The sequence below is a fragment of the Pedobacter psychrodurus genome (assembly GCF_032678585.1).
GTDB lineage: Bacteria > Bacteroidota > Bacteroidia > Sphingobacteriales > Sphingobacteriaceae > Pedobacter > Pedobacter psychrodurus_A.
In genome coordinates this window covers 1-16,014 of sequence record NZ_JAVTSN010000008.1, presented here as the reverse complement: position 1 = coordinate 16,014, position 16,014 = coordinate 1, and the positions used below count along the sequence as shown (strand labels likewise).

At 39.9% G+C, this 16,014-nt stretch carries 15 protein-coding genes; 9 read left to right on the top strand and 6 right to left on the bottom strand.

What is annotated here, in order from left to right:
* Positions 1 to 110: 110 nt before the first annotated feature.
* The 3 genes from R2S57_RS07075 to dnaE form a co-directional block, all read right to left on the bottom strand.
* Positions 111 to 1,328 (bottom strand): PQQ-dependent sugar dehydrogenase, encoded by a 1,218-nt coding sequence (locus tag R2S57_RS07075; RefSeq protein ID WP_316844347.1) that lies wholly within the window; start codon positions 1,326 to 1,328, stop codon positions 111 to 113.
* Between the two features lie 148 nt (positions 1,329 to 1,476).
* On the bottom strand, positions 1,477 to 1,797 hold the full coding sequence (trxA, locus tag R2S57_RS07070) for a thioredoxin (RefSeq protein ID WP_029275428.1): 321 nt from the start codon (positions 1,795 to 1,797) through the stop codon (positions 1,477 to 1,479).
* Between the two features lie 154 nt (positions 1,798 to 1,951).
* A complete protein-coding gene (gene dnaE / locus R2S57_RS07065; protein ID WP_316844346.1) occupies positions 1,952 to 6,385 on the bottom strand; it encodes a DNA polymerase III subunit alpha in 4,434 nt (1,477 codons plus the stop codon).
* Positions 6,386 to 6,571: 186 nt separating this feature from the next.
* Between dnaE and R2S57_RS07060 the strand changes: the two genes are divergently transcribed.
* Complete coding sequence (locus tag R2S57_RS07060) at positions 6,572 to 7,048, top strand: hypothetical protein (RefSeq protein WP_316844345.1); 477 nt, start codon at positions 6,572 to 6,574, stop codon at positions 7,046 to 7,048.
* A gap of 378 nt (positions 7,049 to 7,426) precedes the next feature.
* Here R2S57_RS07060 and R2S57_RS07055 read toward each other — a convergent pair whose 3' ends face one another.
* The 3 genes from R2S57_RS07055 to R2S57_RS07045 all read right to left on the bottom strand — a co-directional run bounded on the left by R2S57_RS07055 (position 7,427) and on the right by R2S57_RS07045 (position 8,649).
* Positions 7,427 to 7,879: a lipocalin family protein gene (locus R2S57_RS07055; protein WP_316844344.1), complete on the bottom strand. Its 453-nt coding sequence runs from the start codon at positions 7,877 to 7,879 to the stop codon at positions 7,427 to 7,429.
* 253 nt (positions 7,880 to 8,132) lie between these two features.
* On the bottom strand, positions 8,133 to 8,360 hold the full coding sequence (locus R2S57_RS07050) for a hypothetical protein (protein ID WP_316844343.1): 228 nt from the start codon (positions 8,358 to 8,360) through the stop codon (positions 8,133 to 8,135).
* Between the two features lie 37 nt (positions 8,361 to 8,397).
* Complete coding sequence (locus R2S57_RS07045; RefSeq protein ID WP_316844342.1) at positions 8,398 to 8,649, bottom strand: hypothetical protein; 252 nt, start codon at positions 8,647 to 8,649, stop codon at positions 8,398 to 8,400.
* Positions 8,650 to 8,820: 171 nt separating this feature from the next.
* Here R2S57_RS07045 and mdh point away from each other — a divergent pair, with 171 nt between their 5' ends.
* The 8 genes from mdh to R2S57_RS07005 all read left to right on the top strand — a co-directional run bounded on the left by mdh (position 8,821) and on the right by R2S57_RS07005 (position 15,770).
* A complete protein-coding gene (gene mdh / locus R2S57_RS07040) occupies positions 8,821 to 9,759 on the top strand; it encodes a malate dehydrogenase (RefSeq protein ID WP_316844341.1) in 939 nt (312 codons plus the stop codon).
* Positions 9,760 to 10,279: 520 nt separating this feature from the next.
* Positions 10,280 to 10,705: an aspartyl protease family protein gene (locus R2S57_RS07035; protein WP_316844340.1), complete on the top strand. Its 426-nt coding sequence runs from the start codon at positions 10,280 to 10,282 to the stop codon at positions 10,703 to 10,705.
* A 6-nt stretch (positions 10,706 to 10,711) separates the two neighbouring features.
* A complete protein-coding gene (locus R2S57_RS07030) occupies positions 10,712 to 11,110 on the top strand; it encodes a group III truncated hemoglobin (RefSeq protein ID WP_316844339.1) in 399 nt (132 codons plus the stop codon).
* A 64-nt stretch (positions 11,111 to 11,174) separates the two neighbouring features.
* Positions 11,175 to 11,708 carry an SRPBCC family protein gene (locus tag R2S57_RS07025; protein WP_316844338.1) on the top strand — a complete coding sequence of 178 codons (534 nt, stop codon included), beginning with the start codon at positions 11,175 to 11,177 and terminating at the stop codon, positions 11,706 to 11,708.
* Between the two features lie 348 nt (positions 11,709 to 12,056).
* Positions 12,057 to 12,734 (top strand): response regulator transcription factor, encoded by a 678-nt coding sequence (locus tag R2S57_RS07020; protein WP_316844337.1) that lies wholly within the window; start codon positions 12,057 to 12,059, stop codon positions 12,732 to 12,734.
* A complete protein-coding gene (locus R2S57_RS07015; RefSeq protein WP_316844336.1) occupies positions 12,735 to 14,087 on the top strand; it encodes a HAMP domain-containing sensor histidine kinase in 1,353 nt (450 codons plus the stop codon).
* A gap of 234 nt (positions 14,088 to 14,321) precedes the next feature.
* Positions 14,322 to 14,819, top strand: a complete 498-nt coding sequence (locus R2S57_RS07010; RefSeq protein ID WP_316844335.1) for a hypothetical protein — start codon at positions 14,322 to 14,324, stop codon at positions 14,817 to 14,819.
* Positions 14,820 to 14,843: 24 nt separating this feature from the next.
* Positions 14,844 to 15,770: a bestrophin family protein gene (locus R2S57_RS07005; RefSeq protein ID WP_316844334.1), complete on the top strand. Its 927-nt coding sequence runs from the start codon at positions 14,844 to 14,846 to the stop codon at positions 15,768 to 15,770.
* The last annotated feature ends 244 nt before the right edge of the window (positions 15,771 to 16,014 follow it).

Here is a 16,014-nt window from a genome sequence, read left to right as displayed (position 1 = left end):
GCGCTCCGGTACCGATGAAGGATCAGTACCGAACCCCTACAATCCCTAACGCAAAACCCACCGCTTTAAAGACCTCGCAGGTTTTAGAAACCTGCGAGGTCTCTTTAATATTATTTCTTCGCTATTCTATATAAATGCCCGTTATCGGTTACCGAATAAAGCGCACCGTCTTTTCCTTCTACCATATCGCGAAAACGTTCGCTTTTACCTTCCAATAACCTTTCTTCGCCCACTACCTTATCGTCTTTTATGATTAAACGGATAATGTGCGAGCCGCCTAAACCACCAACAAATAAATTACCTTTCCATTCGGCTATTTTGGTGCTGTTGTAAAAGGCAATACAACCTGGCGAGATACTTGGATTCCAGTAATAAACAGGCTGTTCCATTCCTTCTTTCTGCTGTATACCATCGCCAACTTTTTTACCACTATATTCTGTTCCGTAAGTGATAATTGGCCAGCCATAATTTTTGCCTGGTTTGATGATATTGACTTCATCGCCTCCTTTTGGTCCAAATTCTGCTTCCCATAAATCGCCTGTTAAGGGATTAATGGCCAAACCATCAGGATTACGGAGCCCATAGGCATAAATTTCTGGCTTTGCATCTGCATTACCTGCAAATGGTCCGTTGGCAACGGCTTTACCATCGGTGGTCAAGTGTAGAATTTTTCCTAAAGAAGAGTTTAGATATTGTGCCTGGATTCTGATATCGTTACCTGAGCGTTCACCTGTACTCACAAATAGGTTACCGTTTTTATCGAAAACAATTCTCGAACCGTATTGAAGTTTACCGCCATAAGCAGGCGTAGCACGATAGATAATGGTCTGGTTTTCTATTGTGGTTTCGTTAGCAGCCAACTTACCTTTAGCAATGGCCAACAAAACGCCTTTATCCTGTGGCTCTGAATATGCCCAATAAATCATCCTGTTTTTAGCAAAATTAGGATCTAGTGTTACATCCAATAAACCACCCTGACCAGATGGATCTACCTTTGGTAAACCGGTTATCTTTTTGCTCAATTTCCCATCAGGGGTAAGAATCACCATGGTACCCTGTTTTTGTGTAATTAAAAAACCCCCATTCGGAAGCACAGAAATGGCCCAGGGGTTTTCTAACTTTTCATTGATCACCGAAATATCTAAAGGGGTTTTGGTTTTTACACCTGCAATTCTGGTTTGTCCGGCAAAGGCGGGTTTATAATCTGCTGAAGGTTCGTTGGTTTCGACAGGGTTTTGCGCCGATACACATGCAACATTTGCACAGTTCAATGCTAAGCCCGCCAATAAAATACCTAAAGTTTTATTGCTAAATAAGTTAATAGACATGATTGTTAGTTTTTTATTAAAGAAACAAAATTATGTTTGCAATAAAAAACCCAAATCCATCAAATGAACCTGGGTTTTTGTAATATTATTGGTGAAGCTTTTGATCTGGATTACCTTAAACCCTAAACCTTTCGCCCTACACCTTTATTTAAGCCAATTGCTTGTTTAATTTTTCTGCCAATACTGATTTTGGTACAGCACCAACTTGTTTGTCTACAACCTGACCATCTTTAAAGTATAATAAAGCCGGGATGTTACGGATACCAAACTGCATTGAAATTTGAGGGTTGTTATCAACGTTTACTTTTCCAACTACCGCTTTACCATCATATTCTTTAGCGATTTCTTCTACTACTGGACCAACCATGCGACAAGGGCCACACCATTCTGCCCAAAAATCTACTAATACGGGTTTATCTGATTTTAATACAAGCTCCTCGAAGTTTGCATCTGTGATTTCTAATGCCATAATTATTTTTTTTATGTTCAAATATATGTATTCAATTGTAATGCCAACCCATCCGTAATGTCAATTTGACATTATTCTGAGGTAGAGACGGGAGCGGTGTGCGTGGGGCGGTTAGCGTTTTACAAGCTAAACGCTTATCGCTAAGCGCCAAACCTTAGTTCAACTTGTAATTTACAACATTTAAACCCAGCAATTGTTCCAAAAACTTATTGTTCGGGTTTATTTTAAGGTTTTTCGATGGCATATCCAGCATAATCTCCTTTTCCCGGTCAAAAATAGCAAAGTTAAGATGGCAGTTCTGCTGCTCAGAGTTTGCCTTATTGTCTGCTAATATGGCTTCAATTTCGCGCATTAACTGATCGTTAACGCGTTCAATCGGCACCTGGATGGTTAAACTTTTAGCCAGTTTATCCCTCAGTTCAGACATGAGGTTGATCGCCGTAATTTTAAACTCCCAATCGCCGGCTTTACCAAAACGCTCGCCTACCCTTCCCCTAATCTGCAAGAAATACCCTTCCGTTAAAAACGATTTAAACTTCAAAAAGTCTTCTCCAAAAAGCGCCATTTCACTGGCATCATCATAGTCTTCAAATACGAAAGTACCAAAAGGTTTACCGGTTTTGGTAATCCGTTGCGATGCGGTTACTACTAATCCGCCTACACAGAGCTCACGGTTTTTTAGCTTTTCAAATTCGGCCAAAACCTCTTCGTTATTATCCCCCATCCTTACTTTGTTGATGATACTCAGCTGCCTTACACCATGTGTACAGAATTTATCAAGTTCCAGTTTGTAATTATCTAAAGGGTGACCGGAAAGGAAAATCCCGATGGCATCTTTTTCATATTTCAACCTGTCCATTAAAGCCCATTCAGGCGAAACGGGTAAACTTGGCTCTAAAATCAGATCGGCTTTTGAGCCACCGAACAAGGAAGCCTGTGAGGTATTTTCATTGTTCTGAAAATCGTTGGCATATTTAATAATCTTTTCAATGCCATTCATTTTATCGTTCGGGCCAATATAAAAATACTGTGCCCTATGGCCGCCGAAAGCATCGAAAGCGCCACTATATACAAAACTTTCGTAAGCTTTTTTATTTACAATACGGGTGTTAGATCGTTTGGCGAAATCGTAAACATTATTGTAATGCCCATTGGTTAATCTTTCTTCAATAATACTCTCTACCGCCTTTTCGCCCACACCTTTTACGGCCGACATCCCAAAACGGACTTCGCCTTTGGCATTAACCGAGAATTTGAGATCGGATTCGTTTACATCTGGACCCAACACGGTAACACTCATCTGGCGACATTCTTCCATAAAGAAAGCGACCTGTTTAATATCACTCATGTTGTTCGAAAGTACCGCCGCCATATACTCAGCAGGGTAATGCGCTTTTAAATATGCCGTTTGATAAGCAATCCAGGCATAACAGGTAGAGTGTGATTTGTTGAAAGCGTAGGCCGCAAATGCTTCCCAATCTTTCCATATTTTTTCTAAGATGGTGGCATCATGACCTTTCTCGGCCGCTTGTTTCACAAACTTTGGTTTCATTTTATCGAGAACCTCTTTTTGTTTCTTACCCATCGCCTTACGCAAAACGTCGGCCTCACCTTTGGTAAAACCAGCCAGTTTCTGCGACAAAAGCATTACCTGCTCCTGGTAAACCGTAATCCCGTAAGTTTCTTTTAAATACTCTTCGCAGGCATCTAAATCGTACTTAATTTCTTCTTCACCATTTTTACGCCGAACGAAAGTTGGAATATACTCCATCGGTCCCGGACGGTATAATGCGTTCATCGCAATTAAATCGTCGAAAACGGTAGGCTTAAGCTCCTTCATGTATTTCTGCATACCAGGACTCTCATACTGGAAAATCCCGATGGTTTCTCCGCGTTGGAAAAGTTCATAAGTAAGCGTATCATCAATCGGGAAAGTATCGGGATCAAGATCGATACCAAAGCGCTTTTTAACCAGTTTTACGGTATCTTTTATCAGCGTAAGGGTTTTTAAACCCAAAAAGTCCATCTTTAATAAACCTGCGCTTTCTACAACCGAGTTATCAAACTGGGTAACATATAAATCAGAATCCTTTGCGGTAGAAACGGGCACGAAATTGGTAATGTCGCTTGGCGTAATAATTACCCCGCAGGCATGGATACCGGTATTCCGTAATGATCCCTCTAAAATCTGCGCCTGTTGAATGGTTTCAGCGCTCAAATCTTTAAGTAAGCCCATGGCCTTCAATTCGACCACACGTTCGTATTCGTCCGGACGGAGCGAATCTTTTAGCGTCTTCTCATCCAGATTGAAGATTTTCGCGAGCTTCATGTTCGGAATCAGCTTCGCAATTTTATCCGCCTCGAAAAGCGGCAAATCCAACACCCTCGCCGTATCACGGATAGATGATTTCGCCGCCATGGTACCATAAGTAATGATCTGCGCTACCTGACTGGAACCGTATTTATTGATTACATATTCCATTACGCGGCCACGGCCCTCATCATCAAAATCGATATCAATATCGGGCATGGATACACGATCGGGATTTAAGAAACGCTCAAAAAGGAGATCGTACTTAATCGGATCGATATTGGTAATCCATAAACAGTAAGCCACCACCGACCCGGCAGCAGAACCACGGCCCGGCCCTACCGATACATCCCTTCGACGTGCTTCGGCAATAAAATCCTGTACAATCAAAAAGTAACCCGGATACCCCGTTTTCTCGATGGTCTGCAATTCGAAATCCAAACGTTCGGTTATTGCAGGGGTTAAAACACCATAACGTTTCTTGGCCCCCTCATAAGTAAGGTGGCTTAAAAATTTATTTTCCCCACGTTTTCCACCATCGGCTTCATCCTCGGCAACCAAAAACTCTTCAGGGATGTCGAATTTAGGTAAGAGTACTTCGCGGGCAAGTTTGTAGATTTCGATCTTATCTACAATTTCCTTAATATTTACAATCGCCTCTGGTAAATCGGCAAAAAGTGCCTTCATTTCATCTCCAGATTTGAAATAGTATTCCTGATTGGGCAAACCATAACGGTAGCCCCTACCACGGCCAATTGGCGTAGCCTGTTTTTCACCATCCTTTACACAAAGCAAAATATCGTGCGCATTCGCATCCTTTTTGTTAATGTAATAAGTATTATTGGTGGCCACCAGTTTAACTGCATGTTTGCGCGCCAGGGCAATCAACGATTCATTTACGCGGTCTTCATCTTCCTGGTTGTGGCGCATTACTTCCACATAGAAATCGTCGCCAAACATGTTTTTCCACCAGATCAAAGCCTCTTCCGCCTGGGTTTCGCCCATATTTAAGAGTTTGTTCGAAATCTCTCCTGAAAGGTTACCCGATAAAACAATAATATCATCTTTATACTGTTCGATTACCTGCCTATCAATACGTGGCACATAATAAAAACCTTTGGTATAGGCGATAGACGACATTTTGGCTAAATTGTGGTAGCCTTTTTTGTTCTTCGCCAATAACACCATCTGGTAGCCGTTGTCTTTTGCTGTGCGATCAAGGTGGTTATTACACACAAAAAACTCAACCCCAACAATTGGTGTCATAACCACCTCTGTTGGCCTTTCGCCTGCTTCAATTGCAGCTGCATTTTTAGCTTCGGCAGCTTTATTGTGGTTTAAAACATGGTTTACAAAGTGAAAGGCCCCCATCATATTCGCATGATCGGTCATGGCTACTGCCGGCATTTTCTGCACTGCGGTAGCTTTAATCAAATCAGGAATACTAATGGTACTTTGCAATACCGAAAACTGGGTATGGTTATGCAAATGCACAAAAGTTGCTGCGGCAAGCTCCTGTTTATTTCCGGCAAGCTCCTGTTTGGAAATACCTCCACCCTCGGCTTTTTGTATACGTTTGCGGATTTCATCCGAAGCAGCTTTTAAATTGATGTGTTTTAAGCCAACACCTTCAATCGTAGCCGGGTTTACCTCTCTAAAACGGGGGAAGTATTCTACATCAACCTGTAATTCTTCTTTTTTGAAAACCTCTCTTTTTACCAGCTCTAAGAAACAACGGGTAGTTGCTTCCACATCGGCCGTAGCGTTGTGCGCCTCATTAAAAGGAGCACCAAATAAATAGGAGTGTAACTCTGTTAGGGTTGGCAGTTTAAACCTTCCTCCCCTACCTCCGGGCAATTGTAACAGCTGGGCGGTAACTTCGGTACAGGTATCCAAAACAGGCATCTCTGCCATGCGGTTGGCCACCCCAAAACGGTGGAATTCGCAGCCCATAATGTTCACATCGAAGCCAACATTCTGACCTACAATAAACTTCGCCTTGTTTAAAACCTCGTTAAACCTGGCCAGCATTTCCTCAAAACCGATACCCTGTTCGGCAGCAAGTTCTGTAGAAATACCATGGATCCGTTCTGCATCATACGGAATATTAAATCCCTCTGGTTTAACCAGATAATCCTGATGTTCAACCAATCTCCCCATCTCATCGTGCAGTTGCCATGCAATCTGTATACAACGCGGCCAATTATCCGTATCGGTAATGGGTGCGTTATAATTACGTGGCAAACCAGTGGTTTCAGTATCAAAAATTAAGTACATATTGTGCGGTAAAGAATTAACCGTTTAAGAATAATAACGGTTCTTCAAAAATAAGGAATTTGCAGGCTCATGCTGTCATCATTTTATCAACAAAATGTGACGAACAAACCTCGCAGGTTTTTGAAACCTGCGAGGTTTAAATATCCAAGATAAATACTATTTTAGCGTATCTAAATCGAAAATCTTATGAAACCAAATTTTAATAAACTCCTGCTACTCTTAAGCATTTTTCTGGTTGCGAGCAGTTTCATGTTAAATCAAGCCACTCCAGTTGAGAACAAAGCAGAAAGCGAAATCTGCGGCAAAACCATTAAATATACCGCCAGCAAATTACTAGGGGCAAATGGTGAAGAAGTAACCGCACCAACAGCAGTGACGATTAACCCTACTACCAAGATTATTACCGTAGAGAGCACTCCACCGGATCAGGAAAAAGTTTTGTTTGAAACACAGATCGAAACAATTGAATGTTCTTTTAATAAAAAACTAACATCAGGTAAGGCCTATTATAAAGGATACATTTTACAGGAGGATGGAAATAAAAGCCCTGCCGAACTTGTTTTGGAAGCAAAAGATGGTGTGGTAAGTCTTACTTCTTATGATGAAGAAAAAAGAGTCGGACTGAGGACGATCTTTGACAAATGGGAAATTATTGAGAAGTAATTCAAGATGGTACCCGTTTTTAACGAGAATGAATAACAACAAACCTCTCAGGTTTTAAAAGCCCGAGAGGTTTAAAAAGAAATTATTATCTTTATTTAAAAAAAATAAGCGATGAAAATTCTATTAGATATAAAAGATAACAAGGCGGATTTTGTGATGAAGTTATTACACAACTTATCTTTTGTAAAGGCAAAAAAATAAGTCTAAAAAAAGCACAGTTTATAGAAGATTTAAAATCATCCGTTGAGGAAGTTGAACTTGCAAAACAAGGAAAAGTTAAACTAAAATCTGCTGAAAATTTATTTAATGAATTATAACTGTTGCCCAAACCTCGCAGGTTTTAAAAACCTGCGAGGTTTAAAGCATTGAAAAAAATCATTAAAAATGCTCCTGGCTCACCAGTTCGCTCACCTCATACCCTTTCTGCCTGCACCTTTCGATAATATGCACCAATAAATCGGCTTCCATTTTAGGTTCACGGGCCATAATAAACAGGTATTTCTCGTCGGGATGCCCTACCACCACATAACTATAATCGTCGGCCAGTTCGATAATCCAGTAACCGATTTTAAATGGCCATAAAAACTGGGCTTTCATATCGCCATCAGGTTTTTCCCTATCAAAAAACAATTTAGAAGTAATCGATTTTTCTTCCGGTTTTCCATCTTTATGGTAGGTGGTATACACATCGAAATGATCATCGTCGGCCAAAGTATAGGTTTCGGTGGTTTGTTTCCAATGTTTATCCATTAAAGTAGGGATAGAGTATAAAGAATACCATTTACCTTCAAAGGCTTTATAATCGATCGCTGAAATGGGCTTATTTTCCATGGGGTTTAACTTTAATAGATAACCTTCATTTCCGATATAAGGTTTTAATTATTATGAAGCAAAGTTTGTCTTCCACTATCGATTGCTGGATATCCAGTGTTGATTGTTTCGCTTCCACTGTCAATTGGTCAGCATACAGCACCACATGTTTGCCTGCCAGTATCGAATGTTAAGCGTACAGTATCGATTGTTTCGCTTCAACTATCAATTGGTCAGCATACAGCATCCCATGTTGCCTGCCAGTATCGAATTTTTAGCATACAGTATCAATTGCGGCCATTACAGCATCGATTTCTTCCCTTCCAGTGTCGATTTCTTCCCTTCCAGCATCGATTTCTTCCTTTCCAGTATCGATTTCTTCCTTTCCAGTATCGATTTCTTCCCTTCCAGTATCAATTGCGTCCCTTCCAGTATCAATTTCTTCCCTTCCAGTATCAATTTCTTCCCTTCCAGTATCCATTTCTTCCCTTCCAGTATCCATTTCTTCCCTTCCAGTATCGATTTCTTCCCTTCCAGTATCAATTGCGCCTCTTCCAGTATCGGATTGCGCCCCTTCCAGTATCGATTGCGCCACTTCCAGTATCGATTGCGCCTCTTCCAGTATCGGATTGCGCCACTTCCAGTATCGATTGCGCCACTTCCAGTATCGATTGCGCCACTTCCAGTATCGATTGCACCCCTTCCACTATCGATTGTAAACGCTTTAGTATCGATTGCAAACGTTTCAGTATCGACTTCGTATGTTTCAGCATCGTTTGCGTAAGCTTCATTATCGATTGCGCCTCTTCCAGTATCGATTGCCCTGGGATACAATCTTAAATCATGTTTTAACAAAGCATCAAAATGCATGACGATAAAGTTTTGAAAAGGATTTTTAAACCTTATATTTATTTCTACCTTCGATTAGTGTTTAACGATAGCAAACCATTAAAATAAAATATATGAAAGTAACGGTTGTTGGCGCAGGCGCAGTTGGTGCCACTTGTGCAGATAATATTGCCCGCAAAGAATTGGCGAACGAACTTGTTTTGTTAGATATTAAAGAGGGTTTTGCCGAAGGTAAAGCCATCGATATGATGCAAACTGCAACCCTATTGGGTTTCGATACAAAAATTACCGGTGTTACCGGCGATTACAGCAAAACCGCTGGCTCTGATGTGGTGGTAATTACTTCCGGACTGCCCCGCAAACCGGGAATGACCCGCGAAGAACTGATTGGCATTAACGCTGGTATTGTTAAAGGTGTTGCCGAAAATATTCTAAAATTCTCTCCAGAGGCCATCTTCATCGTGATCAGTAATCCGATGGATACCATGACCTATCTGGCTCTAAAATCTTTGGGTTTACCTAAAAACCGCATTATTGGCATGGGCGGAACCTTAGATAGCTCCCGTTTCAAATTTTATTTATCGCAGGCGCTAAACTGCAACCCTAACGATTTACAAGGTTTTGTAATTGGTGGTCATGGCGATACCACGATGATTCCTTTAACGCGTTTAGCGACCTATCAAAGTTTACCGGTAAGCAATTTATTGGATAAAGCTAAACTTGATAAGGTTGCGGCCGATACCATGGTTGGAGGTGCTACTTTAACAGGATTGATCGGAACTTCGGCCTGGTATGCGCCAGGTGCGGCAGGTGCGGCTCTCGTTGAAGCCATTTTACGCGATGAGAAAAAACTATTTACCTGTTGTGTTTCTCTTGAGGGCGAATACGGACAGGAAGATATCTGCTTAGGCGTACCAGTAATTATTGGCCGCAGTGGCTGGGAAAAAATTATCGATTTTAAATTAACCGATGATGAGCAGGCTGCATTTAATAAAAGTGCCGATGCCGTAAGAAATATGAACAGTGTACTGGCAGAAATGAAATTGGTTTAATACGCGGTAATTTTGCCACGGGAGCATACAAGCTTTTTTTTGCCACGCCCGCCTGAATAGCTGGGCAGGGAAACACAGAAACACGGAATAGATTAATCATCCATGTATTTCGTATCTCTCCGCCTGAACGGACGGGCAGGCATGGCTATTTTATACTGATATAGTTGTCACCCTGAGAGATAATTTATTGCATAAAAATCAATATGATTGACGTATAAATTGTTTTTTTTGCCCTGCTGCTCCGTCTTGCCTCGGCTCGCCGCCGCCGAAGGGCTCTTTCTTTTTGGCATCAAAAAGAAACAAAAAATGCCGGCTGAAAATTTTTCTTTGGAAGCCAGTAGAGTGGCTTGGTCTGTGGGACCCGAAAAATTTGTTAGGCTGGGTCTTAGTTGAACGTGGATGAGGTGCTTTGGCCTAACTGGGAGGAAATGCAAATACCTTTAAGTTAATCATTAATAAATAATTACAAAATAACGTCAATGGTAGCAAAGTCGAAAGGGCCCAGACATAAATAAAGACAATGAAATCAATTTCCATTCCACTTAAACTTATAAATCTACAAGACGATGGCTATCACCTTTTACTGGAAGTTGTTGTTTTTAAGGAAAAACATTTTGCTGTTTTAGATACCGGTGCATCACGGAGTGTTTTCGATAAATCATTAATCGAACAACATTTATCTGAAACATTGCAGGTTTCCGACGAGATTAATGCCGCTACCCTTTTTACCACCACGACAACTATTCAGGCTACGATTCCTGAGCTAAAAATAGGTTCGTTAAAGATCAAAAATTATGAAACAGTAGCTTTTGATCTGCAATCGGTGAGCGAAACCTACCAACAGTTTGGCCATCCGCCTATTATGAGCATTATTGGCGGAGATATTTTAATGCAGTACAAAGCCGTTATCAATTATGATAAAATGGTTTTAAGACTTTATAAATAATACAAGGTGAAGAAAAACGACATCAGCGACAGGAATGACATTATCCTTTTAGTGGATACGTTTTACAAAAATGTAGCGCTTAATCAACAGATTGGGCCCATATTTACTGATGTTGCCAAGGTTGATTGGGCACAGCACCTGCCCAAAATGTACGATTTCTGGGAAAGCATTCTTTTCGGAAAGGCAATTTACAAGGGCAACCCTATGCTTACCCATTTTGCACTGAACAAACAAACGCCATTGCAAACCGAAGCATTCGAAACCTGGAAAAATCTCTTTTTCCAAACCGTTGATGATTTATTTATTGGCCCGAACGCAGAGCTGATCAAACAAAAGGCACAATCCATTGCCGATTTAATGCATTTTAAGATCAATTCTCCATCAACTAAGATCAAAATTGTTTAATATAATTTCCCTTTGATTTAAACTGCTTTCTTTTTAAATTTAGTTAACCAAACTAAATTAAATTATGAAATTTCTCAAAATCTTATTAGGCATTATTGCCGTACTGGCAATTATTATTGTTGGCGGTAGTTTTTTTCTACCAAAGAGTTATACCGTAAGCAGATCTACAGTAATCAATGCGCCAGACAGTGTAATTTATAAAAACATTGCCGATTATAATGAATTTTACAAATGGAACGCGTGGTCTAAAATGGATCCACAAGCTAAGGTAACCATCACGGGAGCTATCGCTCAACCTGGTCACCTATACCAATGGAACGGAGAAAAAAGTGGTAACGGACAAATGAAAATCAATACAGTCGAAATCAATAAAATGGTTGATATGGAATTGAAATTCATCAAACCGATGGAAAGTGTTGCCGATACCCGTTTCGATATTGAAAAAGAAACTAATGGAAATAAAGTAATCTGGACTATGAGCGGAAAAAGTAAAGGAATAATAAATAAATGGTTTTGCTTATTCATGGATAAAATGATCGGAAAAGATTTCGAAAACGGATTAAAGTCTTTGAAGGAAAAATCGGAAAAAGGAGTTTAAACCACGGTGTCATCCTGAGCGGAGTCGAAGGATTTAGCACGAAATATTTCTTGTCATTCTGAGCGCAGCGAAGAATCTTTTAAAGATAGGTCAGAGAGTCCGAAGTCGTTAGTCCGATGTCCGAAGCCTAACAGTACGAGAAAAACCCTTAGTACCCTCTGCGCCTTCTCTCTGTGCACTTTGTGGTTGAAAGAATAAATCATGAGCCTCTCTTTTTGGGAGGCTTTTTTGTATCAATTCATGATAATCCAAACAATTGTGTCGGCTTTACGTTAAAAAGCATTAAAAACAGATTAATCGTACATTAAGATTTTGTAATTCCCTATTTTTTAGATTACTTGCCAGCAAATGAATTTATTACTTGTAGAAGATGAGCCGAGTGTTGTATCTGTAATTTCGAGGGGACTAACCGACGAGGGTTTTACCGTGAGTATTGCCCCTGACGGTTCGATCGGCAAACAGATGGCTTTAGATAATCAGTTCGACCTGATTATCCTCGACATCATGTTACCTGGAATAAATGGATTGGAATTGTGCAAAATCATTAAAGAGCAAAAACCGAATACCCCCATCATTATGCTTACCGCTTTAGGTACTACCGAAAATGTGGTTAATGGTTTAGATAATGGAGCAGATGATTACCTGATCAAACCTTTTAAATTTGCCGAGCTTTTTGCCCGTATCAGGATGTTATTGAGGCGCTATCATGGCGTGGTTTCGCAAGATCAGATTATTAGCATAGCTGATCTGCAGATCAATTTAAGCGCTAAAACGGTAAAACGCGATCAACAGGAAATTGTTCTTACCGCTACCGAATACCGTCTGTTGGAGTATATGGCGAAAAACAAATCAAAAATTTTATCCCGCATAGATATTCTGGAAAACGTTTGGGATATCGATTTTAATCTGGGCACCAATGTAGTCGACGTTTATGTGAACTATCTCCGCAAAAAGGTAGATAAAAATTCCGATCAAAAACTCATCCATACGGCAGTAGGTTTAGGTTATATATTAAAAGAAAAATAAATGGAAATTGCCAAGAAAATCACTTTGCTCTTTGCCATTTTATCGGCAATTATTATCTCTTTGTTAAGTGGTTTTGTATGGTATTTTTCTAACGACTTTGCTTTTGAAGACTTTTATAAACGTTTGGAAGCACGGGTTAACATTGCTGCTCAGATTAAACTCTACGAAGATGGCAACAATCAGGTATATGCGAAAATGCGTAACCAATATCTGGAACGCTTACCATCGGAGAAAGAATTTATTGTTGAAGCGGGCAAAGCACCCAAAAAGGTTGACCGCGAATTGCCCGCTAGTTTTTATAACCGTATCAAGTCAGGTTATATGGCCCGTTACCGTGTAGAAAACCATTTTTATGCAGGAAAATATTTTAAAAATGCAGAGAGCGGATACATTGTTATTGTTTCGGCGAATGATCCTTTTGGTTTCCGGGAACTAAAAGACCTCCAAAGAATCCTCATTATCGGTTTTTTCCTTTCTGTAATCTTATCCTTTGTTGTAGGCTGGAAATTTTCTAATTACATGCTAATGCCCTTGAGAAATATAATTAAGAGCGTAAAAAAGATAAAGGCCGAAAATTTACACTTAAGACTGGATGTTAAAAAAGGAAATGATGAAATGTCGCAGTTGGCGCAAACCTTTAACAACATGCTCAACCGTTTGGAAACAGCTTTCGAAACGCAGAATAATTTTATCAGCAATGCTTCTCACGAATTAAGAACACCTTTAACCATCATCAGTGGAGAGGTTGAACTGGCCATGAAAACCATCGAAGATAAAGCCAAACAGGAAAAAGCTTTATCCAAAATTAAAGATGAAGCAGAAAGACTGGAACATATCTTAACCAGTTTACTCGGATTGGCACAGTCGGGGTTCAATGGAAAAAACCAACCCTGGGAAGAGGTGCGTATGGACGAACTGCTGTGGGAAATTAAAACATCGGTTAACCAGGTTCATCCCAACAGCAAAATTGAGATCGATTTCAGTAAACTTCCCGAGGATGATGCTCTGCTTTCGCTCAAAGTGAACAAAAACCTTATTAAACTGGCTATCAGCAATATTGTAAGTAATGCCTGTAAATATTCGAACGAAAACCTGGTAAGCATCAGTATCGAAAGCAATGCCAATATGCTTTCCATCGCCGTAACCGATCGTGGTATCGGTATTCCACAAACCGACATCCAACATATTTTCGAACCCTTTTACCGTGCATCCAACACAAACGATTTTAAGGGTTATGGTGTTGGTTTACCCCTCTCTTTAAACATTATCCGCCTACACAGAGGCAGTATTGCCATTAAATCCCAGGAAGGGGTTGGTACGGAGATTAAGGTTTTGTTGCCCGCTACAGGTTGATTGGTTCATTAGGTTCTAGCTACCGAAACTTACCACTTTTAATCTTCTGAGCATATAAACTATTCACTAATCAACTAACGCTGTGGCTATAGGCTATTGGACGAATGAACCATTGACTAATGAACTATTGAACTAAAATTCTAATCTCATTCTAATCTCGCTCTTATTTCGCTATAATAACATCGCGCTAAACTTGTATAAATAATATTTCAATTCATTTAAACAAGATATAGCATGAAAACAGTATTAGTTCCTACCGATTTTAAATTAGAGAGCATTAAAATTATTGATGCACTTGTTCAGCACCAACAAAATGAAACTTTAAATATCATTTTTGTGCATGCCTTTAAACTATCAGATTCTATTACTGATATGTTAATGTTAAGTCGCCGCAGCCGCGATTACGAAAATGTGAGCGACGAATTTTACCAACAGTTAAATCAGGCAAAAGCCAAATACCCAACACAGATCAGTACCATTGGTATCGAATATTTTTACGGCAGTACGGTCGCGGCCTTTAAAAATTTTATCGAAGCTTTTAATGTAGAGCGTATTGCCTACTTAAAGGAATACAATTTTACGCCAATCAACAAATACAGTATCGATCCTAAAATTTTAACCGAACGTGCAGGCTGCGAAGTCATCCAGCTAAATACATTAACCGTTCACGCTACCGAAAACTTAATCGATACCAAAATACACGAAGCGAAACTGCAGGAAGCAAACGCTTAATTTATCACCTTAAAAAATTATATCATGCTGTTACGAAATAATATTCCGCTCACTTATATATTCGGAAAGATCAAAAAAGAACTCCTATTTGTTATAGGTTACTCCATAGGTATCGTGGTGTTATATGAAAATTTTCATGTTACGCGCATTTCCATACCTGTTGCAGTACCAGCTTTATTGGGAACCATCATTTCACTTTTACTCGCATTTCGTTCTAACCAGGCATACGATAGATGGTGGGAGGCCAGGATTCTTTGGGGCGCCATAGTTAACGATTCGAGAACCCTCTCCCGCCAGATATTGTCGTTCGTTGAAAACCCGTATGGTTTAGATGAAGTAGAGGAATATAAGGCCAGGTTTATTAAGCGACAAATTGCCTGGTGTTATGCCTTAAGCCAAGCGCTGAGAGGTTTTAATCCACGAAAAGGCTTGGAAGAGTACATCTCTGCAGAAGAAATTGCTTTTATCAAAAAACGTAAAAATGTAACTACAACGATATTGGAGTTACATGCCATGGATTTGAAAAAGGCACTACAGCAAGGTTGGATCAATAAATACCAGCAGATAGAAATCGACAAAACGATAACAGGATTATGTAACCACATGGGTGGATCGGAAAGAATTAAAAACACGGTTTTCCCGGTAACGTATAGCAAGTATATCAATATGTCGATCCACTTATTCATTGTGTTGCTGCCTTTTGGACTGATCGAATACTTCGGCTACATGGAAGTTCCATTAGTGGTAGCTATTGCAGCATTCTTCTTATTGGTAGAGAAAATGGCTGTTCATCTGCAGGATCCCTTCGAGAACAAACCTACAGATACACCCACTACAACGATCTGTAGAACAATTGAACGTGATCTTTGCCAAATGTTAGACGATAATAAAATTTATGAGGACAAACCTCAAACCGAACTGGCCCCGGTAGGATCATATTACATTTTGTAATGCCTTAAGAGCCGATAGATAAATCTCGTTGCTCGAGATGGTTAGTTAATCAATAGTGTGTTGGCTCTGGATGGAGCGAACCTTTTAGAAAGTTTATAGTGAAAAAAGCCATTCAATTCGAATGGCTTTTGTTTTTACAATATCAGTGAGTCAGATGTTACCATCCGACTTATCACAACCTTATTTATACAACTGAGAAATACTCAATACTGTTTAAGATGGTAACATCTTACACCTCGTTCAA